At 60.4% G+C, this 23,947-nt stretch carries 29 protein-coding genes; 13 read left to right on the top strand and 16 right to left on the bottom strand.

Annotation, left to right across the window (positions count from 1 at the left end; all coding sequences use genetic code 11):
• Positions 1–149: 149 nt before the first annotated feature.
• Positions 150–497: a PsiF family protein gene (locus C7450_RS24730; RefSeq protein WP_110377129.1), complete on the bottom strand. Its 348-nt coding sequence runs from the start codon at positions 495–497 to the stop codon at positions 150–152.
• Positions 498–784: 287 nt separating this feature from the next.
• On the opposite strand from C7450_RS24730, the gene C7450_RS24725 reads away from it, so the two are divergent.
• The 4 genes from C7450_RS24725 (at position 785) to C7450_RS24710 (ending at position 5,031) form a co-directional block, all read left to right on the top strand.
• The gene (locus C7450_RS24725) at positions 785–1,729 is read left to right on the top strand and encodes a TAXI family TRAP transporter solute-binding subunit (RefSeq protein ID WP_110377219.1); all 945 of its coding nucleotides are present in this window, start codon (positions 785–787) and stop codon (positions 1,727–1,729) included.
• A 172-nt stretch (positions 1,730–1,901) separates the two neighbouring features.
• On the top strand, positions 1,902–4,193 hold the full coding sequence (locus C7450_RS24720; RefSeq protein ID WP_245450094.1) for a TRAP transporter permease: 2,292 nt from the start codon (positions 1,902–1,904) through the stop codon (positions 4,191–4,193).
• 9 nt (positions 4,194–4,202) lie between these two features.
• Positions 4,203–4,568 (top strand): DUF1850 domain-containing protein, encoded by a 366-nt coding sequence (locus tag C7450_RS24715; protein ID WP_110377128.1) that lies wholly within the window; start codon positions 4,203–4,205, stop codon positions 4,566–4,568.
• 178 nt (positions 4,569–4,746) lie between these two features.
• Positions 4,747–5,031 (top strand): hypothetical protein, encoded by a 285-nt coding sequence (locus C7450_RS24710; RefSeq protein WP_110377127.1) that lies wholly within the window; start codon positions 4,747–4,749, stop codon positions 5,029–5,031.
• Between the two features lie 47 nt (positions 5,032–5,078).
• Here the strand turns inward: C7450_RS24710 and C7450_RS24705 are convergent, their stop codons facing one another.
• The 8 genes from C7450_RS24705 to C7450_RS24670 all read right to left on the bottom strand — a co-directional run bounded on the left by C7450_RS24705 (position 5,079) and on the right by C7450_RS24670 (position 12,818).
• The gene (locus tag C7450_RS24705; RefSeq protein ID WP_110377126.1) at positions 5,079–5,357 is read right to left on the bottom strand and encodes a hypothetical protein; all 279 of its coding nucleotides are present in this window, start codon (positions 5,355–5,357) and stop codon (positions 5,079–5,081) included.
• A gap of 768 nt (positions 5,358–6,125) precedes the next feature.
• Positions 6,126–6,335, bottom strand: a complete 210-nt coding sequence (locus C7450_RS33675; RefSeq protein ID WP_146227501.1) for a hypothetical protein — start codon at positions 6,333–6,335, stop codon at positions 6,126–6,128.
• A gap of 172 nt (positions 6,336–6,507) precedes the next feature.
• Positions 6,508–8,508 (bottom strand): autotransporter family protein, encoded by a 2,001-nt coding sequence (locus tag C7450_RS24695; RefSeq protein ID WP_110377124.1) that lies wholly within the window; start codon positions 8,506–8,508, stop codon positions 6,508–6,510.
• A gap of 84 nt (positions 8,509–8,592) precedes the next feature.
• Positions 8,593–9,021, bottom strand: a complete 429-nt coding sequence (locus tag C7450_RS24690) for a MarC family protein (protein WP_170147419.1) — start codon at positions 9,019–9,021, stop codon at positions 8,593–8,595.
• Between the two features lie 62 nt (positions 9,022–9,083).
• Positions 9,084–10,619, bottom strand: a complete 1,536-nt coding sequence (locus C7450_RS24685; RefSeq protein ID WP_110377122.1) for a 4-hydroxyphenylacetate 3-hydroxylase N-terminal domain-containing protein — start codon at positions 10,617–10,619, stop codon at positions 9,084–9,086.
• 392 nt (positions 10,620–11,011) lie between these two features.
• Positions 11,012–11,575, bottom strand: a complete 564-nt coding sequence (locus tag C7450_RS24680) for a tautomerase family protein (RefSeq protein WP_110377121.1) — start codon at positions 11,573–11,575, stop codon at positions 11,012–11,014.
• Between the two features lie 188 nt (positions 11,576–11,763).
• Positions 11,764–12,573, bottom strand: a complete 810-nt coding sequence (locus tag C7450_RS24675) for a pirin family protein (RefSeq protein ID WP_110377120.1) — start codon at positions 12,571–12,573, stop codon at positions 11,764–11,766.
• Between the two features lie 26 nt (positions 12,574–12,599).
• Positions 12,600–12,818 (bottom strand): rubredoxin, encoded by a 219-nt coding sequence (locus tag C7450_RS24670; RefSeq protein WP_110377119.1) that lies wholly within the window; start codon positions 12,816–12,818, stop codon positions 12,600–12,602.
• Positions 12,819–13,462: 644 nt separating this feature from the next.
• On the opposite strand from C7450_RS24670, the gene C7450_RS24665 reads away from it, so the two are divergent.
• The 3 genes from C7450_RS24665 to C7450_RS24655 are packed head-to-tail and all read left to right on the top strand — an operon-like array spanning position 13,463 to position 16,719.
• The gene (locus tag C7450_RS24665) at positions 13,463–15,595 is read left to right on the top strand and encodes an FUSC family protein (protein WP_110377118.1); all 2,133 of its coding nucleotides are present in this window, start codon (positions 13,463–13,465) and stop codon (positions 15,593–15,595) included.
• Between the two features lie 12 nt (positions 15,596–15,607).
• On the top strand, positions 15,608–15,838 hold the full coding sequence (locus C7450_RS24660; RefSeq protein ID WP_110377117.1) for a DUF1656 domain-containing protein: 231 nt from the start codon (positions 15,608–15,610) through the stop codon (positions 15,836–15,838).
• Positions 15,839–15,867: 29 nt separating this feature from the next.
• Entirely contained in the window at positions 15,868–16,719 is an 852-nt protein-coding gene (locus C7450_RS24655; protein WP_245450093.1) for an efflux RND transporter periplasmic adaptor subunit, read from the top strand.
• Positions 16,720–16,829: 110 nt separating this feature from the next.
• On the opposite strand, the gene C7450_RS34130 is transcribed toward C7450_RS24655, so the two are convergent.
• Genes C7450_RS34130 through C7450_RS33665 form a run of 4 tightly spaced genes read right to left on the bottom strand, consistent with a single transcriptional unit; the run spans position 16,830 to position 17,935 of the window.
• Positions 16,830–17,000 (bottom strand): hypothetical protein, encoded by a 171-nt coding sequence (locus C7450_RS34130; protein WP_170147418.1) that lies wholly within the window; start codon positions 16,998–17,000, stop codon positions 16,830–16,832.
• Complete coding sequence (locus C7450_RS34125) at positions 17,000–17,149, bottom strand: hypothetical protein (RefSeq protein WP_170147417.1); 150 nt, start codon at positions 17,147–17,149, stop codon at positions 17,000–17,002. Before C7450_RS34125 ends, C7450_RS34130 begins: the two co-directional genes overlap by 1 nt.
• A gap of 50 nt (positions 17,150–17,199) precedes the next feature.
• Complete coding sequence (locus C7450_RS33670) at positions 17,200–17,709, bottom strand: hypothetical protein (RefSeq protein ID WP_146227500.1); 510 nt, start codon at positions 17,707–17,709, stop codon at positions 17,200–17,202.
• Positions 17,699–17,935, bottom strand: a complete 237-nt coding sequence (locus C7450_RS33665) for a hypothetical protein (RefSeq protein WP_146227497.1) — start codon at positions 17,933–17,935, stop codon at positions 17,699–17,701. Before C7450_RS33665 ends, C7450_RS33670 begins: the two co-directional genes overlap by 11 nt.
• Before the next feature lie 222 nt (positions 17,936–18,157).
• Between C7450_RS33665 and C7450_RS24645 the strand changes: the two genes are divergently transcribed.
• Together C7450_RS24645 and C7450_RS34120 are read left to right on the top strand one after the other, a co-directional pair.
• Positions 18,158–18,850, top strand: coding sequence for a hypothetical protein (locus tag C7450_RS24645; protein WP_110377114.1), 693 nt, complete (start codon positions 18,158–18,160; stop codon positions 18,848–18,850).
• 80 nt (positions 18,851–18,930) lie between these two features.
• Complete coding sequence (locus C7450_RS34120; RefSeq protein ID WP_170147416.1) at positions 18,931–19,068, top strand: hypothetical protein; 138 nt, start codon at positions 18,931–18,933, stop codon at positions 19,066–19,068.
• A gap of 151 nt (positions 19,069–19,219) precedes the next feature.
• Here C7450_RS34120 and C7450_RS33660 read toward each other — a convergent pair whose 3' ends face one another.
• The 3 genes from C7450_RS33660 to C7450_RS24630 all read right to left on the bottom strand — a co-directional run bounded on the left by C7450_RS33660 (position 19,220) and on the right by C7450_RS24630 (position 20,775).
• Positions 19,220–19,552 carry a hypothetical protein gene (locus C7450_RS33660; protein WP_146227496.1) on the bottom strand — a complete coding sequence of 111 codons (333 nt, stop codon included), beginning with the start codon at positions 19,550–19,552 and terminating at the stop codon, positions 19,220–19,222.
• A gap of 405 nt (positions 19,553–19,957) precedes the next feature.
• Positions 19,958–20,161: a DUF3102 domain-containing protein gene (locus tag C7450_RS24640; RefSeq protein ID WP_110377113.1), complete on the bottom strand. Its 204-nt coding sequence runs from the start codon at positions 20,159–20,161 to the stop codon at positions 19,958–19,960.
• Positions 20,162–20,493: 332 nt separating this feature from the next.
• Complete coding sequence (locus C7450_RS24630) at positions 20,494–20,775, bottom strand: helix-turn-helix domain-containing protein (RefSeq protein ID WP_110377111.1); 282 nt, start codon at positions 20,773–20,775, stop codon at positions 20,494–20,496.
• A gap of 483 nt (positions 20,776–21,258) precedes the next feature.
• Here C7450_RS24630 and C7450_RS24625 point away from each other — a divergent pair, with 483 nt between their 5' ends.
• From C7450_RS24625 to C7450_RS24610, 4 genes are all read left to right on the top strand, one after another.
• On the top strand, positions 21,259–21,477 hold the full coding sequence (locus C7450_RS24625; RefSeq protein WP_110377110.1) for a hypothetical protein: 219 nt from the start codon (positions 21,259–21,261) through the stop codon (positions 21,475–21,477).
• 358 nt (positions 21,478–21,835) lie between these two features.
• Positions 21,836–22,102: a hypothetical protein gene (locus C7450_RS34335; RefSeq protein ID WP_110377109.1), complete on the top strand. Its 267-nt coding sequence runs from the start codon at positions 21,836–21,838 to the stop codon at positions 22,100–22,102.
• A gap of 269 nt (positions 22,103–22,371) precedes the next feature.
• Entirely contained in the window at positions 22,372–23,439 is a 1,068-nt protein-coding gene (locus tag C7450_RS24615; RefSeq protein ID WP_110377217.1) for a DUF3987 domain-containing protein, read from the top strand.
• 142 nt (positions 23,440–23,581) lie between these two features.
• Positions 23,582–23,863 carry a hypothetical protein gene (locus C7450_RS24610; protein WP_110377108.1) on the top strand — a complete coding sequence of 94 codons (282 nt, stop codon included), beginning with the start codon at positions 23,582–23,584 and terminating at the stop codon, positions 23,861–23,863.
• The last annotated feature ends 84 nt before the right edge of the window (positions 23,864–23,947 follow it).

The following is a 23,947-nucleotide window of genomic DNA, read 5'->3' as shown; positions in this document are numbered from 1 at the left end:
AGCTCTCGCGCCAAGCGGTTTTTTTTGCGCCAAGCGTTTTTTTTTGCGCCAAGCGGTTGTTATGGCCAAGCGGTTGTTATGGCCAAGCCACGTGTCCGCGTGGGGACCCTTGCGGATTCCTAACAGCCCGTGGAGCGCTGTAAGCGACCTCAGCCTTTCAGGCAGGTGCTCATGAACGCCTTGCGCTTTTCGCCGGTCAGCGCCTGTTTGGTGGCGTCGGCATTGCAGTCCTTCATGCGCTGCTGCGGCGCGGTGAGCGCCTTCTGTTCGCCGCCACCCGTCTTGCCGGCGAGGCAATCCGACATGAACGCCTTGCGCTGGTTTCCGGAGAGCGACTTCGCCTTGGCGTCACTGTTGCATGTCGTCATGCGCTCGCGCTGGGCGTTCTGGGCTGCAGACTGAGCCGCTGCGGGTGGGGAGAAAGCGAGGGATAAGATGCCCAAGGCCACGACTGTGGCAAGAACAGTCCGCGTGATAAGAACAGTCCGCGTGATCATGCCATCCTCCCCTTAGAAGCATAGATTATCGCGCGATTCGCGCTGACGGTGTTGCCACATGGTCCGTAATCTCAGTACCCATTATGGCAGATTGATGCGGCTGCGGGATTGAATTCGACGCGACCGGTTCATGACTTGCCATCTTCACCATTGCTGGCCTTCCGGTCCGGGTCATGGGTGGCGCCGCGACAGGTCCACGTCTTTTTGCTAGTTGTGTCGCCTCCAGCCTTCGATAACATACGTAAGATACAATATTGTGAGGCTGAGGGAGAGGCGCCTTGTTGTCAATTCGCCAGATCGTCATCGCCGCGAGCGCTGCCCTTGCGCTTGCCACACCGGCCAAAGCGCAGGAATTCATCAATATTCTGACCGGTGGAACGTCGGGCGTGTACTATCCGCTCGGCGTCGCCCTGTCCAAGATCTATACGGAAAAAATTCCCGGAAGCCGGCCTTCCGTGCAGGCGACGAAGGCGTCCGTGGAGAATCTCAACCTCCTGCAGCAGCGCAAGGGCGAGATTGCCTTCACGCTCGGGGATAGCCTGGCGGACGCATGGAACGGCGTCGAGGACGCGGGCTTCAAGACAAAGCTCGACCGGCTCCGCGCCATCAGCGCGATCTATCCGAACTATATTCAGATCGTCGCTTCGAAGGAATCCGGCATCAAGACCCTGGCGGACCTGAAGGGCAAGCGCCTGTCCGTCGGGGCGCCCAAGTCCGGAACGGAACTCAATGCGCGCGCCATCCTCAAGGGTGCGGGGCTCACCTATGCGGATCTCGGGAAGGTGGAATATCTTCCCTTTGCCGAATCCGTCGAGCTCATGAAGAACCGGCAGCTTGATGCCACACTGCAATCGTCCGGGCTTGGCGTCGCCTCGCTGCGCGATCTCGCATCCGCCGTCGAGATCGTCGTCGTCGGCATTCCCGAGGAGACGGTCAAGAAGGTCGGTACGCCTTATGTCGCGGCGACCATCCCCGCCAATACCTACACCGGCCAGACGGAAGCGGTACCGACGGCGGCTGTCGTCAACTATTTCGTGACCCATGACGGCGTCAAGGACGATCTCGCCTATGCCATGACGAAGGCGGTCTTCGACAATCTCGATACCTTGGGGGCGGCGCATAGCGCGGCGAAATCCATCAAGCTCGAGAACGCCCTTCAGGGGCTGCCGGTTCCGCTGCATCCGGGAGCCGCCAAATATTTCAAGGAGAAGGGGCTCACCCCGCCGCAATGAGGCAGACCATGCGATGCCCAAGGCGCTTCGCCATGCGGAGCGCGGGTAATCCGGGACCATCGGGGACGGCCGTCGGAAGCGGGGTCCGGACTATCCGATGCCCGGGCGGGCCGATCAGGCATCGGATCTTCGCCCTGAAGGCTGTCCAGTTCAAAGCGCTGCGGGAAATGTGATGGCGATCGAGCCACAGGTGAACATTGAGCGTCAGGAGACATCCCCCCCTGCGGCGGTTGTCGACCCTGAACATGGCTTGCCCGAGGGCTTCGGCCCCGGACGCTCGGGCCAGCTGTTGTTCTGGATCGCGGTCGCGTTCTCGGTTTTTCAGATCATCACCGCCTTCGGTCTCCCGCTCGATCGCGCCTTTCTCCCCGGCGTCACGCTGATCCGCGTGGTGGGAGCGATTCTGACCCTCTGGGCGGTGAAGATCGTTTGGGACAGGTTGCAAGGCCGGCCCACGATGGGGGCGCTCTTTGCGCTCGTTCCCCTGGCTGTCGTTTACATCGTCGTCTCGCATTTCAGCGGCGGCGTCCCGAGCCAGATCGTGCGCACGATGCATGTGGGTTTTTTGTGCCTCGTCGCGGGCGCCATGCTTGCGAACCACCGTGCCACCTCGCGGGCCGGATGGCTGATCGGATGGGGGCTCGGGCTGGCTGGCTTCCTCGTGGGCCTCTATCACTGGGCCTTCTACTTCGACCTCGTCAACCGGGCGGGCGAACTCACCCCGGCGGATTTCGTGGTCGGCATCGCGGCGCTCGTCATTCTTTTCGTGCTGGTCTGGCGCGTTATGGGACCGGCGCTGCCGATCGTCTCCGGACTGTTTCTCGCCTATTGCCTGTTCGGCCAGTATCTTCCCGCGCCGTTTGACCATCGCGGCTATGATGTCGAGCAGGTGATCGAGCATATGTCCTTCGGGACAGAGGGTCTCTACGCCGTTCCGACAGCCGTATCGGCCACTTACATCTTCCTGTTTATCCTGTTCGGCGCGTTTCTCGAGCGTGCCGGCATGATCCAGCTCTTCACCGATATCGCGATGGGGGCGTTCGGCGGCGCACGTGGCGGTCCTGCTAAGGTCGCCGTCTTTGCATCGGCGCTGATGGGCACGATCTCCGGTTCCGGCGTCGCCAATGTGGTTTCGACGGGCCAGTTCACCATTCCCCTGATGAAGCGCTTCGGCTACAAGGCGGCGTTCGCCGGTGGTGTGGAAGCCACCGCCTCCATGGGGGGGCAGATCATGCCCCCCGTCATGGGCGCTGTGGCCTTCATCATGGCCGAGACGATCGGCGTGCCCTATGCCGATATCGTGCAGGCCGCGGTCATTCCGGCCATTCTCTACTTTGCCTCCGCCTTTTGGGCGGTCCATCTGGAAGCCGGCAAACGCGGCCTCGTCGGCATGCCGAAAAGCGAACTGCCGAACGCCCTCGCGTCCTTCCGCGCGAAGTGGTTTCTCGTTCTGCCGCTCGCGGTCCTCGTCTATCTGCTCTTCGCCGGATATACGCCGCTCTATTCGGGCTCGGTCGGGCTTGCCCTGACGGTCGTCCTTATCCTCGGGGGGGCGATCGCTGCGGGGCTTACCCATGAGGTGATACGCCTGGTGTTCTGGGTTGGCCTCGGCCTTCTTGCCGCGAGCTTTTTGATCGTGGGGATCTTCGTTATCCTCGCGCTGGTGACGGTGCTCGTCATCGCCAGCCTCTTCGTGCGGGGCGGGCCGGACACGTTGATTGCCTGCCGCGCAGCCCTGGCCGATGGTGCCCGGCAGGCACTGCCGGTCGGCCTCGCCTGCGCCGTCGTCGGGATCGTCATCGGGACGATGACCTTGACGGGCGTCGGGACGATCTTCGGCAATTGGGTGGTCTCGATCGGCAAGGGCTCGCTTATCCTGTCGCTGATCCTCACGATGTTCGTCAGCCTGTTTCTGGGGATGGGCATACCGACGATCCCCAACTACATCATCACCTCATCGCTTGCGGCACCCGCCCTGCTCGAACTCGGCGTGCCGCTGATCGTCGGGCATATGTTCGTCTTCTATTTCGGAATCATGGCCGATCTCACCCCGCCGGTGGCTCTTGCTGCCTTTGCGGCCGCGCCGATCGCCCGGGAGAACGGCTTCAAGATCGGCTTTCAGGCGATCCGCATTGCCCTGCCTGGCTTCGTCATTCCCTATATGGCGGTTTACGATCCGGCCTTGATGCTGCAGCCGGAGCCTGGGCTGGACGGCCTGAGCTATTGGCTGGCAGCGGCCTATATGGTGTTCAAGACATCGCTGGCCATCGGCCTGTGGGGAATGGCGTCGATCGGCTATCTCAACGCACCTATGCTCGTCTGGGAGCGCGTATTGGCGGCAGCCGCAGCGGCCTTCCTCTTTCTCGCGCTGCCGATAACCGATGAGATCGGGTTTGCACTCGGTATCTTCACGATTGGATTTCATATCTGGCGTTGCCGGCAGCCGACCGCCGCAAGGATCTGAGGGCGCGCGATGGGGCTCTGCCTTGCCGCCGCCGGCGCCCTCGTTCATCTCGGCGTTTCCCAGCTGACCTTGAGCTGGACGCATTCGGTCCAGAAGGTCGCGTGGGAGGAAGACTGGCGCGCGGTGCCCCAGGGCCTCCTTCTTGAGCAAGCCCGTGTCATGGGGACAGGGGCTGGCATGGAGCCGCCGCCGGAGGCGCATCGCGAGGGCAACTTCTGGGTCTGGAAGCCCGATCTTGCCCCACTGCCGACTGTGATCCTGCGCCGTTCAGGCGCGACAGATGATTGGCGTCTTTGCATCGCCGGCACGTGCAGGCCTTTGTCCGATTTCGTTCCGGCCGCAGCGGATCCTGTCGAACTGAAGCCCTGTGCCTGAGGACCTGGCGCGCCTGAGCGAGAGTGCGGGCCTTGTGTTCCACCCCCTTGCATGTTTGAAAGGGGTGGACGTCGATTGCCGCGGAGCGGCGGGAGCAACAGCGGCACGTTCCGCTCGCGCGGCTTGCTAAAGGTGTGTTAAAGGTTAATTCCAGTTGTCTGGACGGTGGGGGGGCACCATGACGGACTATCCGGATATACGCGCCGTGGGGGCGAGTATTGAAGTCGAGCTTGAGCAGGGGGTGACACTCGTCGCCTACATCGGGGATGAGGCCGTTGCGGGCGAGATCGAACAGCTTTGGCGGGTGAGGCATAACCTCGCCGCTGCCGCCGCGCATGTCTCGCACCAGCTGTCGCAGATGGATCGGCGGCGCCATGTCGATCGCGATCTGCGCCGGGTGCTGGCTGATCTCAGGCTTCAGATCGATAAGCTCGAGACGATCTATGGGGTTCAGTGCGAGTAGGCGGGTTTGCAGGGCATTTCCCGCGGATGCACTCTGCCGTGTATCGCTTATCCGAGGGATCGCCGCAATTCCGCAAAGCGTTGCTCCAGGTATTCGATAGCTTCCCGGGTAGCGCCTGCTTCATCCTCGACTGGAAGCGGAAGAACTGGATCAAAATTCTTGATACCTTTGATGACCTCTCGCGTGATTTCATCAAACTCTTCCGCAAGCCTGGGATCGTGCGCGGACCTCTGCAGAAGAATAACCACGATGGCGTGCAGTGCATTGGCAAGCAAGGCATTGAAATGCGCGTTCGCCCGCCAGTAGCGAGTGTCGTCTTCGCCCATCGTTCCAGCGCCCTTATCGCGAGACCGGCAGAGCTCATTTAACGTGAAGGCGCAGGGTTATCCAGTGAATGCTGTACATAGCGGCTATGTCAAAGCAGGGGGGCGCTGGCACTGCGACCCGGCACGGCGTGACGGCCCTTTCGGGCGAAGGCGGCGCCATGTGCATCTGCGGCCGAAATCATCGCCTTGCGACGTAACCGCATGCCCTCGAGCATGCTGAGTTTGGAGGAAATCCCGCCGTCATTCCGGGGCCTCGCGTGAGCGCGGAGCCTGGAATGACACGGTGGTTCCGTATAAAATCAGCATTCCCTCGGTGAATTTGCTCGTCAATTTTTGAGCGGAGCCAATCCGCAACAGACGGACTTGCTCCAGAATGCTATCCGCGCTCCAATCCGGTGATTTACAATAGTCATTGTTAAGACTTACGTATCACCGGCATGATGTCACCGTGTAATCATGCTGCGAAGGACATCAGGCGGTGGTGGTCCTGTGGCAATGATCCGGCTCCGGAGCGGAACAAGGCGGCGGCGAAATAAGCCGAATCCCGGCCGGGTAAATGGATGTGTCGCGACGATGGCGCATTTGGTCTGGACCGTTCCTTGTTGCGCATGGACGTCAAACGGCCCGGGCCTCGCCCGATACCCATGCGACGAACTCCGTTGCCGCGAACGTGGTCCCGAAGGCATTGCTGCCGCAATTGTCGGGAGGGTAAACCTTCCAAGACATCGTCGGCGTTTCAAGTCGGATGAGGGATCCGCGGATCAGCTTTCATTTCCGCAGTCGTGCCAGCGCCAGGATTGTGGCGGCGAATGCCGCGAGGGTCAGGCCGATGGCGACCATGCCCGCCGGCGTCATGCGTCCACTGGCTTGCAGCGACATCCAGTTGCCCACGTGGAGGTTGAACACCCCCGTCATTTCTTCCGGGTGCGTCGGTGCAGGCTGAATATCGTGGGAGAGAACATCGTTCTGGTCGGCCATAACGCAACCTTCTGCAGACGCAACGGGCCAGATCTTCGCGCCGGCGCAGAATGCGGTCAAGGCGACCGCCACGTTCGTCGATTTCGGCACAGCGTCCGCTTTCAGGGGAGGATATGCGCGATAAGCGCCGGTCACTTCCGGAGGCTCGTGGGTTGGACGTCTGCAGCAGGCCCTAGATTCTCATCTTTAAGACAACCGACCCCGTCTGGTTCAGGTATCCCGTGGGGCTTGCCTGGATGTTGTAGTGGATACCGAGGCTCATGTCGTTGTCGCTATGGCCGACGAGGCCGGCGCCTGCCGAGAACAGCCATGGCGAGACATCCGGTCCATAGGTCGCAAAGCTGCCACCCCCGGCATAGGTTGCGGTGATGCGCGTATCGTTGTCGAGAAGGTTGTAGCCGACGCCCCCCTGCATTGTCAGGGCTACGCTGTCGGTCAGCGCGTAATCGACCTTCAGGTCGGCCGTCATCATCAGTTCCTGATAGAGCTGCGAATTCACGCGCAGATCGAGCGCCCCCGCGCCGGACTCGGCATAAGCATCCGCATTGATCTGCAGATAATCGAGCCGCAGCGAAGGCGTGAGCAGAGCCTTGTCACCAAAGGCAAGCGTCCGCCGCACGCCAACGCCGGCATGGGCGCTATAGCTGTCATAGTCGCTGGATGCGGTCGTTCCCATGAACTGGATGGTGCGGCGCGTGTCGTTCCGGTTGAGGCCGACGTCGAGCCGCATGTCGAGCGACATAGCGTGACCCAGGTCGTATGTGCCATAGGTACCGATGAGGTAGCTGTTGACATCGAGCTTGCCGGGGACCGCGCTCCAGCTTCCGTCGATCCTATTGTTGAGATAAGCGAAGAAGGCCCCCAGCGACAGGCCAGGCGCTACCGTGCCGTCGACACCGGCCACGACGCCGCCGCCATCCGACTGGTACCCGGGAGCGCCGCTCCGGCTGCCTTGATGCATGAAGGTGCCGAACGGCCTCATCCAGATATGGCGGTGGGCAGGCTCGGCGTGGGTGGGCGCCCGTCCTTTCGCGTCGATGTCCTCAAGTCGATCGACGACGATCTGCTGGAGCACCCGCTGGGAATTGGCCGTTGCCTGCGACGCGGCACCGTTGAGCACCGGCAAGGTCTGGCTGAGGGCGCTCGACAGTGCCGCGCCGCTTATCGCATTGAGCGCATCGAGCGTCGGGCCCATGGGCCCGAACAGGCCGGCCGGCGTGCTGGCTATGGCATAGAGGGCTTCGGCCGCGCCGATCGCCGAGCGGTTGTTCATCGCCGCTGCGGTCTCGCCATAGGGGCGCACGACGGAGACGGACGTCAGATCGCCCGTGAAGATCGCCGTCGCATCGTAGGAGCCGAGGACCATCACGGCCGTGGAGGCATCGCCGGCGATCCCCCCGTAGAGGCTCATCAGTTGCGCATCGGTGAGTGTGTTGAACAGCACCCTGCCTTCAGGCGTGATCGATCCAAGAAGCGTATAGGTCTTTGGGCTGCCGGCAGGCCCTTTGCCCACGCCCCAGAAATAGCCGTTCTTGTAGTCTGTGATGACGAGTGTGCCGGGCGCAGCGGTGCCGAACAGGGCCGGACTGACGATCCGCCAGGGCGTGCCTCCAGTCCAGGCCCATTGTGGGGAGGAATTGGCCGGGACCGGCAAAGGCGGGGGTGGCGTGAAATTGGCCGGGTCGTAGGGCAGCATATAGGCCCAATGGCTCACCAGCAGGCTTGTGCCGGTGATCATCTGCATTTCCATCGCCGTCACGCCATCGCGGGTCTGCATGGTGCCAAGCCCGATGGTCGTCGCGCCGCCTGTCGTTGGCGTGAACACCATGGCGATCTCGCCCGACGGCGTAACCCGCCCCTCGATGTTGGAATCCGAGGTCGTGACGAGCGGGCCTATGGTGAGCGTCGCGGAACTCGTTCCAGTGAACACGCCGTTGACGGACGTGCCGAGCGTCCAAATGGTCTGGTCGCCGGTCGGGATCGGATTGGCGAAACTCGTCGCCGGCGCTGTATAGGCCAGCAGCTGCGGCACCGGCACGTACCAGTGCGTGTTCGAGATCGTGGAATCCCAGGGGCCCGATTGCGCGGCGGCAATGCCGGGACAGACAAGCGCGGCCGTGGACAATGCGACAACACCGAAGCTTACAGGCTTTACGCGAATATGAAGCGGCATGAGATTTCACTCCCCGCGTCAAATTCGATGAGTCGCGGGATGTCGGCAAGCTGGACTTATAAGGAGGGACGGCAGGCGCTCCGCTCATACACGATTTCTGGAGAGCGACAACGTGACGGCCAGTGAACCCGCGCCAGCGGTGATCGGTATGGTCAACGGAAAGAACGCAATATCACCACCGATGGCGGATATGTCTTTCTGGTCTAACGTCCGGGCAGGTGGCGCAACGAGCATCGTCCAAGCTGTATAGAATACAAACAGGCCCCCAGCCACTTGGATATCGGCTAACGAAACTCCGAAGAAGTACAGAACATAAGATTCGAAGAACAATGTAAGCACCAACAATGTTGCGCCATATGCCGCGACCTGGTAGGCAAGCGAGTGACGTTCGGACAGAGAACGGCCCTGTGTTTGTTCCAGAAAGACCGGCGTCATTCCGATGGGGTTCACCATTGCGAACATCGACGCGAAACTGAACGTGAACATGCTCAGCACAGAAGTTGTCTCCAGCATCTGCTTCCCGCTCAAACGAAGAACTATCGGTCCGGAAGGTTCCCGCCATGGCCGCTTCACACTCAGTGCTGCGGCCATTGAGGCCAGGTAGTCCCGGTCCATCCCTTTTCGTCATAGTCAGCCATGCACCGGTCAACGAGAGCTTCCATGTCCGCTAGGCATCCGCTGCCCTCGGCGTTCCTCAAGACCTGCACGCGGACTTCCTCGGGCGCCCCGGCATAGTTGAGTTCGTAGAGAGCGTGCCGGCCGGCGAACTCGGTGCCGGTCGCATCCCACAGCAGCTTCATGATCTTGATGCGCTCAATATGGCCGATGCCGTTCGAGCCGCGCACGTATTGCGCCAGATATCGATCGATGTGCGGATTGGCAAAGTCTCGCACGGAAGAAGGCAGGTAGATCAGGGCAGAAGCAACAGAGCGGCGGATCATGTCGATCACCTTTGGATAGGCCTCCGACATGAAGGTGCGATAGCAAAGTGCCGCCTCCAGGTTCGGTAGAACGGCGCCGTTCACCCAGTGAGCGGGGTTGTAAGCCATCGCATTCGAGAATGCCCAGAACTGATGTCGAATCGCGATCACTTCGCCGAGAATGGCCTGATTGCTCCGGAATGCGTCACCGCCCGTGGCGCGCAACGCCTTGGCCAGCAATCCGGCGAGAAAATCCATCTTCACGGCGAGGCGTGTGCAGCCCTGGAAACAGTAGCCTTGCAGGAAGCCCGAGCCCAGATGGAAAGATGCGATCCTGGGTTGGTCACGAAGCACCAGGACGTCGTCCCATGGCACGAAGACGTCGTCGAGGACGAGGATAGCGTCATTCTCGTCGAAGCGTGAGGAGAGGGGATAATCGAACGGATCGGCTGTCACGCTGGCCGTCTGCTCGTAGGATGTTCGGCAAAAAATCTTCACACCCGGCGCGTTCAGTGGAAGGATGAACATCACCGCCATCGAGGGGTCGTCGCTCATCCCTGCCGAACTCTGGGCCAGGAAGTTGTAGTGTGTTAACGCGGAGGAGGTCGCCACAACCTTGGCGCCAGACAAGTAGATTCCAGCATCCGTCTCCCGCGTAATATGGACGAAGACGTCCTTCACGGCATCTGCCGGCTTGTGGCGATCGACTGGAGGATTAACTATCGCATGATTCATGAACAGCACGGATTCTTGAGCGCGCCTGTGCCAGGTCCGGGCATTGTCCTTGAAGGGACCGTACCAGTCGGCATTCGCACCGAGCGTATTCATGAGCGCAGCCTTATAGTCGGCGGTACGGCCCATCCAACCATAGGACATGCGTGCCCATTCGGCGATCGCCCCCTGCTGGGCAACCAAGTCTGCTGACGAGTGGGCCGCGCGGAAGTAGCGATGCGTGTACCCTCCCGATCCGGTATCAGTCGGCGCCGTCAAAATGTCTTTTGCCCGAGCCTCATGCAGAGCATCATACATTCGCGCGATCGATCGCGCCGCGTTGCGCATGGACGGATGCGCCGTGACGTCGCGGATCCGTTCGCCGTTGATGTAGACCTCGCGCTCATCGCGCAGGGTTGCCAGGTATTCCTCGCCTGTGAAGGGCCTCAACTTCGAGGCGCGATGGTCCTCGGCCAGCATGTTCTCTCCTATCCAAAGCTTGGCGGCTGGATACAAGCCGAGGGGGATAGATTCGTTTCCACTTGAAACACGAAAACTGGCTATTTGGCGCTGGCGGGGCGGGTATCCCGAAGGAAGCTGGGGTAGGCCACCCTCGTCATCATCATTGCCCAGGTACTTCGCGCGCTATGGAACGCAGGAACGCTCAGGGTCTTGAAGCCGAGCCGCCGGAATATCCACTCGATGCCTCGTGGTTCACGCCGCCGTTTCCACCTGAACAAAAGTAATGTACCAATCGCTGGTCATGTTCGCACAAGCATTGGTTGCGATATGAAAAGCTGGCTCGGCACCTGGCTCAGCTTTGCGTCTTCAGCGCCGTGCCGGTTCATTTGACAAATATATTCGGCGTGACCCTAGTCCCGAGACATACTGGGGAGAAGCCCGCCGATATCTTTGGGGTAGTCATAGGCTGACAGCATACGCGCTTTGGCGGAGAAGTACGCCTGCACCCAAGCGTATCGATCGCCGGTCTTTGAGAGGCCAACCGAGTCAGCAATATTTTCCAAGCTGATTGTCTGGCCAGCACAACCCCAGTTACCTTCAGGCACCTCAGCGATGACGACAAGGATGCTGGCACCGGTCGCGGCAGGATCGGTCGTGCCGGTCGCGGCGCGTATGGCCGCATTGACCGACAGGTGGACGTCATGCTTGTGGCTGGCGTTCATATAGCCTTCCGGAATGGTCACATGAACGAGAAAACATCCAGGCGGGGAGATAAAGCTGTTATCGGTTTCGCCGCCAACCCACCAGTCTTCGCTCGGTCGTTCGCTGAAGAGAACCCAGGCGAAAGCGCGTCCACCATGCGTATTGGCGCCGCCCTCCATCGTGACCAGAACGTCGGTCAACCGCTTCGCGAGATCTGCCTTCATCGTCTTGTCAAGGTCGCCGGCACGGTAGCTCACGTTCATAATGGGCATGTCAGTTCCCTCTCCTCTTGGCGGGCACGCTGCCGGGACAAGCCGGATTGGTCCGGTCGCCGTGGCGGATCGGAGACGTGCAACGCGCGCGATACGGACAAGGCGAGGAAGCTGCGTTCAGCTTCGTCGGCCCACGCACCGCTGTTCTTGGGAGCTTCCCGCGCTGCAACGGAATGCCCCGGTCGCGATCAGTGGCCAGCATGATCGTGCTCCCATGCCTTGATGTTGTCGTCATCGATCATGATTGTCTCGACCACGATGATGTCGCTGTCATCCTCACCGATGTCGATTGTGATGGCTGGATCGTCGCGATCCGAGAAGCCCGCGCTGTCACGCCGACCAAGTGCGACGCCGTCAACTGTAGCAGAGCCTTCTCGGACGAAAATGTAAGCGCCGTGTCCCCTGGAGCGGAGCGTGTAGGTGAAGCTGCGGCCCGCATCCGCCATCAGTCGAGAGACGCGCAGGTCCTGTGGGATCGGTAGGGCCGTGTCGGCGTCGCCGACAAGCTGCACGATCGTGTTGCGGCGTCTGCGATAGTCGAAATGGGCGCGATGATAGGTAGGCGGCAAAAAAAGCTGCCTGGGCATCAACCAGAGATAGATTGCGTGCATGTCTTCCGACGTGACGCTGAGTTCTGAATGCTTGCCGCCTGAACCCGCTGAGAAGACGTAGTAGTCGCCGGCTCTCAGCTGATCGACCATGCCTTCGCCGGCCGTATTGATATGCGTAAGCTGCCCCTCGAACACGAAGGCGCAGATCACGAAGTTGTGGTGCGGATGCATATTGTAACCGCAACCTGCGCCGTGGAAGATCTCGTCGCCAAATACGCGGACTGGACCGAACCCTGGACGGCCGCTCTGGTAGTCGTGAAAGTTGAAGCTTGATGCACGGGTAACGAAGCCATCCGGATGCCCTGCAATATAGGACGAACGGGTGCCGTCAGACCGGATCGTGTCATGGCCGCGTTCATGGTCGCGGATGATGAATGACTTGCTCATTGTGAGTGGCTCCTGATCGGTGGGGCTTATGCGGCGCTGGCGAGATCGGAGCCACCCTCGGCATAGCCGATGAACACCATCTCGAACATGTGCTTCGGGGTCCCGCAGTCGGGGCAAACCCAGGTCTCGGGAATGTCGGCCCAGCGCGTTCCGGGGGCGAGGCCGTGCTCGGGCAGTCCCAGTGCTTCATCGTAGGAAAAACCGCAGCCAAGGCACATCAGCCGCATGAAAGGTTCTGGATTCATGTCTTTGTCCCTCCTCAGTCCGCGCCAGGGGCGGCATTTTCTTGCATCACCCGGGCATCACCTTCCTGTGGACTTCGGCCCACAGGTCTTTCAGAATTCATCGCCGTCCAGAGATGGACCGTGAAGTCCTATGGCTTGTTGCCGCAACGGATGTGATGCCACCTTATTGAAGGATGCAGCCTGCGTCTATCCTCAGAACTGGGGATGGGATCGAGATTTCACGGGTGCAATGGTGTGGCGACGTCCAGGTTGAGCAGACAGGATACTGGATGACAGTGCGAACGTGCGGGGGAGGAGGCTGCGCCAATGGGTGGCCCGTTTCAACCTCATGCATTGTCGATCTTGTGAGCCATACTGGTAATGGCGATGGCAAGGCCCTTTTTTACAATGTATCTGCCTCCGGAGGAGGATGAATTCTCCGTCAGCACTGGAGTTTGCTCCATCGGTTTCAAAAAAGCCCAACAGTTCTTCCAGGGCCGAGCCACCATCGAAGTAGTCAAGCCACGGTATATTTGCTAAGCGATCCAGTGCGGGGTGTCATAGAAGTCACCCTGACAGTCACGGGGCAAGCCAATGGGTCGCAATGATAATCATGAGGCTATGCTACGCTCGATGCTGTCATAGCCGATCATTGGATACGCACTATGAGTGTGACCGAGACCTCCAGCTCCAGCCTCTGGCCGTTCTTCGCCGTGGACCTCAGCTGGCGCAACTGGGTGTTTGCACTACGCACGGCAGTTGCCGGCGTGGTGGCCCTCGCGATTGCCTACTGGCTGGAGATGCAGGATCCGCAATGGTCGATTCTGACGGTCTATCTGCTGGCGCAGCCCACGGCCGGCGGGGCGCTCGCCAAGAGCACCTATCGGATCATCGGCACCATTGCCGGTGCTTGTGTGGGGCTCGTCATTCTCGCCCTCTACGCGCAGGCGCCCATCCCACTGGTGGCCGCTGTGGCGCTCTGGCTGGGCGCGTCATTCTATGTTGCCGCCCGGCTGCGCAACTATGCGTCCTACGGCTGGATGCTTGCGGGCTACACGGCACTTCTCGTTGCGTTGGAAGGCGCAGCGAATCCGCTGCAGGCTTGGTCGATCGCGTTCGATCGTACGGGCGAAATCATCATCGGTATCGCCTGTGCGACAGCGGCAACAGTGTTGGTGATGCCGCGCTATGCGGGCGTTCTGCTCCGCGAACAGATGGCGCGCCTTTTCGGTGATCTCAGCCACTATGGCGCGGTAGCCTTGCGTCGTGGAACGCCACCCGAAACCTTTGCGGCGCTTCGACGCGCCATGGTGGAAAAGATCGTCGGCTTTGATGCCCTTCGCTCCTATGCAATGTTCGAAGCACCGGAGATGCGCGCCGATGACGTGCTGATGCGTCGGGCGGTCCGCGAGTTCCTCGGTGTTCTCGCCGTGGCGAGAGGGCTCTACACGCGTATCGATGACTTCAAGGGCGACGCTTCGGCGCCCGTCATTGCGCATATGCAGCCTGCCCTGGATGAAACGGCGAAGATCCTTCAGTTTATCGCCGATGACCCGAAGGCGTTTGCCGATCCGCACCGGGTGCGCGCCGCATTGCTGAAGACACGGGCCAGCCTCGGCACCGCCGCGACGGGGCTGGAAACGCTTGCGGGTCGCGTTCCCTTCGAGACCCTGACCGACGGCGTGCTGATCCTCCATCGCACCGGAGACCTGCTGCATGGCCTCTCGATGGTCATGGCGAGCGAGGCGGCAAGCTTGCGCCGGCGGCACGCGCCCAGCACAAGGCGGCCTCTCGAAGCCTTGGCCTCCTCTTCACATGTCGAGGCGGCGCTGATCGGAGCCCGCGCCGCACTGGCGATCATTCTCGGCTGCGTCGTCTGGGCCGCGACCGGGTGGGAATACGGCTTCACCGCGATGACCGGCATGGGGCTCGCGTTGTTCTTCGCGGTCAACCAGGATCAGCCTGGCAAGCTTGGCCTGCGGGTCATGCTATGGACCGTTCTCGCCATTGCCGTCTCCTATTGTGCCATGGTCCTCGTTCTACCGCGGATCGAGGGGTTCGAGGCGCTGGCTCTCCTTCTAATCGCCCTCCTGATACCGGGCGGGCTCATGGCGGGCACACCACAAACCATGTGGTCAGGCGTCATGTTCGCGGGCTTCATCGGCGCGCAGCTTGGCACCGGCAACAGGTTCCAGCCCAACGACCTGACTTTCTTCAATTCCAACATGGCCTTTGTCCTGGGTGTTTCGGCATGTCTCGGCCTGATAGCGCTGCTTCCCGTGACCTCGATGGCGAACCGCGTGCGCTTCTGGAGACAGGCGGTCGGCCGCATGCTTCCGGATGCGGCGCGCGGCACGCGCCATGAGCGCAAAACTCTCACTGCGATGATCGACATGCTGGCGGAACTGCTGCCGCGCCTGTCCCTCGACCGGCCGGGCGATGAGGACTTTCTTCGCGGCGCACTCGGCGCGGCCTCCATGAGCCTGGAGCTCGGCCGTCTCAATCGCGTGAAGCAGTCGCCAGACCTGGCGCCGGAGGCCGCGGCCGTTCTCGGCGACTTCCTGGACAGTTTCGCCACAGCGCTGGAGGCCTTGTCGCGCGCCGGCGAAAAGCAGGCCGCACGACTTACTGACGCCGAACGCATGACGCGATCGGCACGCGACACTCTCGGTGCGCTTCCGCTGGAACCTGGCCCGTCGGCGGCTCTGGTCATCCGCGCCGGTGCCTCGCTGCGGTTCATCGCGGATCGGTTCGACATCGACCGGGCGTTTTTCGCCCGTCCTCCTGTGGAGGCGTGAGCCGTGCCCTCCATGTCGACCGCTGCCTTCTACACACCCGAGGCCTTCGGCTTCTACCTTCCGCCATTCATGATGTGGGCGGTCGTCACGCTGTTGCCTTTCCTCGCCCTGCGTTGGCTGCTGGGCGTGGCGGACTTCTACCGCCTGATTTGGCACAGGCCGCTTTTTGACACAGCGCTCTACGTCATCATGCTCGGCATGATCATCCTAGGCTTGCCGGCCGTTGGGGGAGGACAGGGATGAGACTGGGACTGCCGGTTGTAAGGGTCGGAATGACGTGCCTTGTTGTCGTCGGCGCGCTCGTCGTCGGCTGGCGGCTTTGGGCGTATTACACGCTGGCGCCATGGACCCGCGACGCTCGCGTGCTGGCCAATGTCGTCGAGATCGCTCCGGACGTGTCCGGCCTCGTATCGTCGGTCAATGTCGTCGATAACCAATTGATCAAAAAGGGTGACTTGCTGTTCGTCATCGACCGGGAACGTTTCAGGGTCGCTGTGGAGCAGGCAAAGGCAGAGGTCGCGGCGAAAGTGCAAGCGCTGAAATATGCGCAGGATTCAGCCGACCGCGATGCCAACCTCGCGCGCAGCGACAGCGGGGCCATCTCGCCGCAGATGATGGAACGCACGGCGATCTCGGCCGCGGAGGCGCAGGCTGAACTCGAGGTGGCGCAGGCGGCCCTCGCGACGGCGGAAATCAATCTCGCTCGGGCGGAGGTGCGCTCGCCAGTTGATGGGTGGATCACCAATCTCAACGTGTTCACCGGCAATTACGTGACGACAGGGCAGGCCGCGATGGCGCTCGTCGATCGCGACTCGTTCTATGTCTATGCCTATTTCGTCGAGACCAAACTGCCGGCGATCCGCGTAGGCGACCCTGCCAGGATCGAGCTCATGGCGGGAGGGGTGGTCATCGATGGAACAATCGCCGGCGTGAGCCGGGCCATCGCCAACACAACCGACCAGAGCGGTCTTCTGGCCAGGGTCGATCCCGAGTTCGACTGGATCCGGCTCGCCCAGCGCATTCCCGTCCGCATCAAGCTTGGGCAACTGCCTCCCGACCTTCAACTCGCCTCTGGCATGTCGGCGACCGTGGTCGTGACGCCGCGCAAGTCACCGACGCATTAGAATGATGCGCTCTCCAAAGACCCTGCAGTCTATCTGGCCTGCTGTCGGTTTCGTAGGTACAGAGGACAAAGTGTTTTGCGAAGCCGGAAGGTGGGCATGCCGGGGCGGCCTTAAGCCAACACGAAATCCGTGAAGGTGGCGGCGCCGAGGCCGGTGAGGACGAAATCGGTGGTGACGAAGAAGGTCAAATCGCCGTTGACGCTGATGCAGATGACCGGCTGTCTGTCGAGGGTGACGCAGGCGATGGGGCCGTCGGCGAAGACGCTGGCGACCGCCTTCATCAACGCCTGGGCGTCGCCGCCCAGGCATTGATGAAGGCGGTCTCGGTCATGCCGGGATAGAGGGAGACCCACCAGGCATAGCCGTTCGGCTCCGGCGCCCGCCCGAGGAAGGCATTGTACATCTGTGCGGTGAATTGTTGGGCGGGCATGGTGGCATCTCCCAAGGCGCTGTTGAGCACCGAGAACGCATTTGCTGTAATTAGGTTTTCCGCGGAAATCCGCTGAACAGCATTATCTTTTGCAACGTGTAATTTCCATTTTCCGCAAGACCAAAGCAAGCCTCTGCGTTTCCGTTTATGGAAATAAACTTATTATCCTCAAGATCTCGATCCGATGAATATGTGAATGATATTTTATTGCTGACGAGCCATCCCAAGAAATGGTCGATAATCATTTCCGGTGCAAGCCCATGTGCATCGATATCAAAACACGGACCACCAGTCACGCGCGATGAATCAGACTGTCCAGGGTAGATATAAGAAAACATCAGGCTATGTCTATCGTGTTCCTCCTCGAAGAAGAACTCAACATCGCCATACGAAAGAATCAGTTTGTCCTGACATCGGTCGTCACCTCCGCCATAAATTCTGACAATATTATCCCTTTCATCTCCGGCTCTGAATCCACAGATAATGCCACTTCTGACGGTCTCTGCTAAATCGATAATGCCTGGGCTCACAGGGGGGGAGATTTCTTTACTAATCATCATCCGATCTTTCGTCCGCTTTGTCTGTGCCTCTAGATCCCTCATTTTCTCTTGACTGGTCTATTGCGTCAGACTTGCTCTTCGCTCGGTCGGCGAATTCCTGTATTTCCCCAATTTTGCCTTTGACATTCTGCGGATCGTCTCTAAGTAAATCGACGGCATTCTTCGCTTTATTGGCCAAATCTCTCATCCCCTCTGGAGTGTCGAGATGCTCCTTAACCTGATCCACGGCGTCTTTCAGCTTGGGATTATCCCTATCGCGGCCTCGGGTCCCTTCAAGTACAAAGCCATCTTGCGGCCCGGGACGAATGGTTACCTCGATTTTTCCCGGGGAGCCTTGTATCCCGGATACATCTGCGTGAACCCCCTTTGGGCCCCAGTCTGGATGTGGACCCTTTATATCAACACGTTCAACCGCTTTGTCTACAGCTCGGTCCGGTGCAGATGTTGATTGAGGAGCCTGACTGAGATCACGTCGGTCGCGACCACGGGTCAGCCTACGGACCCGAAGAGCAAGCAGCTTTTCATCCTGCTCGCCTGGGTGAGCATCTTCGGGACCTTGAAGGTTCTCGGCCGCAGCGTGATGCCCTCGGGCTATTTTCCGTTCTTCGAGACCATGCACAGCATCGGCATGGTGCTTTATCTCGGCCTCGTCGGCTATTCCATCATCCTGTTCATCCGCAACAGGATGCCCCTGTTCTCGGTCAACGGCCTGATGTTCTTCACGCTCGTCGCCTTCTTCGGTCCCATGTACTTCACGGACACGCTCGAAGGTGCCTTCCTCAGCTATGCGATCGCCCATGCGCTGCAGTACCTCGTCTTCATGGCGATCATCGCGCGTGGCACGGAAAAGGACGGCCGGGCGCCGCTCGTCGTCAACATCCTCTATTTCCTGCTCATCGTGGCCGGCGTCGGCGCCTTCTTCGTTCTGCCCAACCACCTCGCCAACAGCGTCTTCTACGGAAGCAGCGATGCGGCGGCCTTCGCCATCGATCTCGCCGTCGGCGCCGTTCTCGGGGCGACCATGGCCCACTTTCTGATCGATGCTTACACGTGGAGGCTGTCGAACCCGACCTCCCGCGCCTATGTGCGACAACGGTTCGCTTTTCTGTTTTCAAAGCCGCCCCGATCCCGCGGGGCCTGAATCGCGCCGTCGAGAGACAGGCGCGGAAGCAGAAAGTCGGAATTGCGGCAGCGCGTCGGGATCGCGATGGCGATGCGGAGGTGATCCATATTGATGCCAGCCGGTCGCTCGCGGCCTTCGATGACCTGCCGACGGTCAGCGTTCTTCTCGACGTGGCCCGGCTCGCGCGCTGGCTTGCGGACAGGATCGCGATGATGGACGAGCGCAGGGCCGCGTGAGGAACAGAATGCAATTTTGCATCGAATGATTTCAAGGACTTGGCAACCGGCGCAATTTTGCGCCGCTTCCTCGTGACCGACGCGGCAACGCTGACGCTGTGGGATCAGGCGGTGGCGCGCGCCAGATCCTCGCGAGATAGATCATTCTCGGTCAATCCGAAGATTGGTCATCTCCCTTCCGCTCTGGGAGTGTGTTCAGAATGGCCTCAAGCATATTTTGGGCCTCCTCAAGCATTCCCTTTACTGCAATTTGTTTCCCATCAATCATGAGCGACGTCGATCTACCAAGCGTCTGTCCAACGAAGAAGTCGTTTAGGAACACTTTTTTTGCTCGCAGAATCTGTTTGGTGTCCTTTACTTTTCTAGGTGTTTTTCCACGTGTGAGGCGGCCGTGTTTAATAGCGAATGCGGTATCTCGAAGATTTCGATAAAGGGGGTACTTGTCAGCGTAATGATCCCTGAAACATTCGTCTTTCTCGTTCATTGTAGATACTAATGAATCTTGATGGTCGTGCAATTACCAGAAAGCGATGCCCATAAATGCGTCTATCGAGAGTGCTGCATTTACAAATGCCCGCAGCGATCCATGCTCCAAAAATAGCCTCGCTAATATTCGGATAAAACGCATCGATATAGAAAGATCTTGGCGTTATATTTGTCACCGCAACTTCCATGCTTCTCGGCTCCATCGGACGGAGTCGAGCATTGATGGGGCGGCTAGAGCGTCGTGGAGCGAATTTGACATGTGAATCCCGCCTGACATCAGGCTCCAGATCAAATGTCAAATTCAAAAGCTCCACTGGAACCAATAACTTGCTAGTGGTTCTCTTGACTCCGACATTGGCTCCGAGGCCCGTATCAGGCGGATGCAAATGTCGGAGTCGAACCACTAGAGGGCGGTGGGAGGTAAATCGGCCACCTTGGCCGATTTCGACCCCAACGCTGTTGTCACCTCCATGAACCGGCGTGCCGATCGCTCCGCCATCCCGAGCCCCGCCTCGATCCATGGCAGGAACATCCGGTGGGGAAGGCGTTGCTTCTGGCGGATCAGGGCGAGGCCGATCTCGATGATGCTTTCAGCGGCGAGTTGCATGCAATCGCGGATCCGCTCAGCCGCTGCACGCGCAGACGCTAGCGCCGTCGTCCAACCCGGTTGACGCCGCCGTTCCAATTCGTCGGCTTAGGAGCGGCCACCGCTCTTGCGGCGGGCCGGGGGTAAAGTCGAACGCCGGGACGAGCCACACAGCCTTTCGGGTAGCCGATATACCGACAATAAACGACAGCCGCTTCAGCCGTCCGTGTCGTGGCGTCTATGCTTAGCAAAGCCAAAGGCAATCCCAAAGCGACAGCGAACCCCATTAACTTGCTCATACGCGAATCCTCCCATCCTTAACTTCGCCAGACTACAGCGAACCGCGAGTGCCATCACCCATCATTCTCCGCGCTCAGTTCGTCCAGCTTCAGGCCTTCCGCGGCCGGGCGGTCTTTCCTTAGGCGAACGCCGGGCCCTTCGCCACTCTCCGCGATGAAGATGACACCCGCGGTCTCGAGCGCGGCGCGCATCACCTGGAGGCTCGCCCGTTGAGGTGACGACTTCTCATTTTCGAAGTTTCGAACGGTGACTTCGCTCACGCCTGCCGCCTGAGAGAAGTCTGATTGCGTCCAGTTGAGGAGGCCGCGAGCGGCTCGGGATTGAGCTGGGGTCATGTGGGAATGATAGCGGAGTTTTCGGAAAACGCAAGAAACGTCGAAAACCAGCTTGACTAACTATTATCTCTAATCATAGCTCCTGTCGGAAAACGAAGAGATAAAATACCTGCCATGCCGAACTGCACTGTTCCGGCAGCCGCCCGAGGCTTGCCAAAATTCCTGATGCCCGAGGAAAAGCCAGCGGAGGCCATGGAGGCTGACGGGGCAAGATATGCCACTTGGATCCATCGGGGCGGCGAAAGAAGCCGCGAGGCATGCCTGAGGGTGGCCGCACGCGGGATGCCGTTAGCCGGCTGGATCTGGAGGTCACGCTTTGCGACCTATGTCACCTGACACGGCTCGTTGAGATGCTGACGATCGAGCGAGAACGCTTCGAAGGAGACGCTCGGAACGAAGCGGCCATCATTGATAGCGCTCTCCGGGCCAATGGGATGGCCCGCAAGGCCTGGCGCTGTTCTCCCAGATCCGAGAGGCCCGGCCATGACCGGCGAGTCTCGCTATTCGGGCCCCGGCTATTATGAGCTCCGGCAATGGGGGGAGCCAAGCTTCATCACCTATGTCCGGCCCTGTGTAAAAAGGCGGGCGGGCTATCCCGATGCATCCGGGTTGGAGCTCTTCGCGAGCGAAGGCCAGGAGGCGGGGCTTCAGCTGCCGAGGAGATCCGTCGAGCGGTGCATCGTCCGCAAGGTCGAGCGATGAGGCTGCCTATTTCGCCCGCCTTTCTCCCAAGAACGCACAGCGAACAAATGTCGCCTTTCGTGTTGCGCCGGTGTTGCGTGGAGGAGCGGGCACCCCTCCGTAACATATTGAAAAATATAGTAGCGCGTTGCAGGCGCCTGCAACACGCCTTTGCAGCCTTTCGGGTCATGAAAAACCCGCCAAGTCATTGATTTAGCTGGCGAAATGGCTGGTAGCGGAGGACCGTGCTAGCCTCAATAGACGAACGCAAGTAGTTGATATCATTCACTTGGGAAATTGGCGCGAGGCAATGATCCGCGCCATCGCTGACCTTGACCTCGATTGAGGCAGTATCTCCCGTTTCCTTGAAGAGATCTACATGCGTATCGAAAATTTGGCGGTCTTCACGCCAAGCCGATTGACGAAGGGCGGCATTGAGCTGCTCGCGAGCTTCACCCTCAACGCCCATGGAATCCGCCTTCGCGATCTGACCCTCGCGCGGGCCGGGAACGGTGAATTGTTAGTGTGGTCCGCGCGACGCAACCGGGACCCCGAGCCAATCGCGACTTTCACCCAGGAAACGCGCCGCGAGATTGCGACACTGGTTCAAGAGCGCATCACAGGTGCGCAGCGGGTGGCCGCGTGACGGAGACCGCTCATCCACTTTCTCTCGACGAAATCGCCGGCCGGATCGGTGGCCAGGTTCATGGCTCATTTGTCATCGGCGCCCAGGTGCTGGGACAGGGAGGCAACGTCCGCTGGTCGCCGCAAGGCCACCTCAATGTTTATGCCGAGGGTGCAGCCCGATACCATTCCGGCGATCTCCGTACGGCGACCCTCATCGCTCTCGGATTGCCCGTCGCTGAAAACGACAACGACCCCGACGCGCCGCGAGACCTGCCTGTGCTCCCGCGGATGCACCCCGCGCCGTGGACACCGGAGTCCGCTGGTGGCCTTCTGGGCGAGGTCGCGACGTGGGTAACATCGACCGCGATCATCCCGGTGCCGGAGCTGTCTTTGGCCGCCTCGCTGGCCCTGCTCGCGGGCCTGTGTGGTGATAGGGTGCTCGCCCCGACCGAGGCGGGCGTGAACGTGTTCATGACCACCCTCCTGGCCACAGCCGGCGGCAAGGGACATCCTCCGCGCGCCGCTCGCGAGCTTGGTGACGCCGCCGGCAAGCTCGGTGCTGTGTCGAATGGCGACCCTACGTCCTACGCAGCGCTGGAGCGCATCCTTCGCCGCAGGCCCTCGACAGTCATCGTCCTCGACGAGTTTGGGCTTGTGCTTCAGGACATCAATGCTAGGCACCGTTCAGCGCCGGCCGCATCGATCCGGAAGTTTTTGCTGGCGATCTACGACCAGGCAAATAGTCGGTTTGACGGTCGTGCATATGCATCGGCCGAGACGAAAGGCGACGACTCGCCTATCGAAGGACCTGCCCTGACCGTGCTCGGCATGACGACGCCAGGCACCTTGTATGAGGGTCTTTCCGAAGCCTCGATATCCGATGGGTTCATCAACAGGTTCGTTTTCTTCAGTGCCAGCCCGCCGGCAATCGTGAAGCCTCCGTCCCTGGGAAGACGGGCGCGACCGCCTCAACTACTCGTCGATCTTCTCAGGGATGCGATCGACAGCCTTCCGCGAATGGACGGCCTAGCCGGCGCCTTCAACAAATTCGTTATCCCCTTCGAGGGAGGTGAAGGCGGAGAGGCTTACGGGCGGTGGGGCGAAGTCTTCTCCTGGCAACATGATTTGCGCTGGGACGAGACCGAGCGTCATATCAACGGCCGAGCCGCTGAGAACACACTTCGCCTCGCCACCCTTCGCGCCATCAGCCGAAACCCAGCCGCCCCGGCGGTGTCGGTCGACGATATCGAATGGGGCTTCGCCATCGTGCGCCGGTCCATCGGAATCATTAGCGACGGCATCAAACGGCACATGGCAGCATCGCCAGCGGGATCTCCTACGATCCCTCGGCATTGATGGCAGCGTACCCTTCGCGAAAGCGCGCGCCAACGTCAGGCTTCCGCCCGCGCCAGCCAACGACCAATTGCCCGCACTGCCTTGCGGCGGACCGTCCGTGCGGGCCAGCTTCCTCGGATGCCAATGTTCCCGCACTGGCGCGATGCCAGCGCTCAACGATGAAGCGACACTCAATCGCATCGTCGATATGGAAGTGGCGGCTATCGTGAAAGCCAAACTGCCACCCGAGCAGCGGACAGCGTTGGACGTGGCGATATTCGCGGAGAGTTTCCGCAGCGTGGGCGAAGCATTCGGAAAAGTCGACAAGAATGCAGAGCGCCACGGCAAGCGGCTCGTGCTGCAGGCAACAAAAGAATTGCAGAAAATTCTCGAAGACATCGAGGAATGCCGTCCCCTTTTGCAAAGTGCCGCCGTCTTTCAATAGGGAACGGTGCACTACCTGGGCGGGACTCCACGGAGCCCGCCCCATTTCCCCACCGAGTTTCCAAGGCCGCCTCCGGGTGGCCTT

Source organism: Chelatococcus asaccharovorans, assembly GCF_003201475.1.
Taxonomy (GTDB): Bacteria; Pseudomonadota; Alphaproteobacteria; order Rhizobiales; family Beijerinckiaceae; genus Chelatococcus; species Chelatococcus asaccharovorans.
Note: the sequence above shows the minus strand (reverse complement) of the source record. Positions and strands in the feature narration are given on the sequence as shown.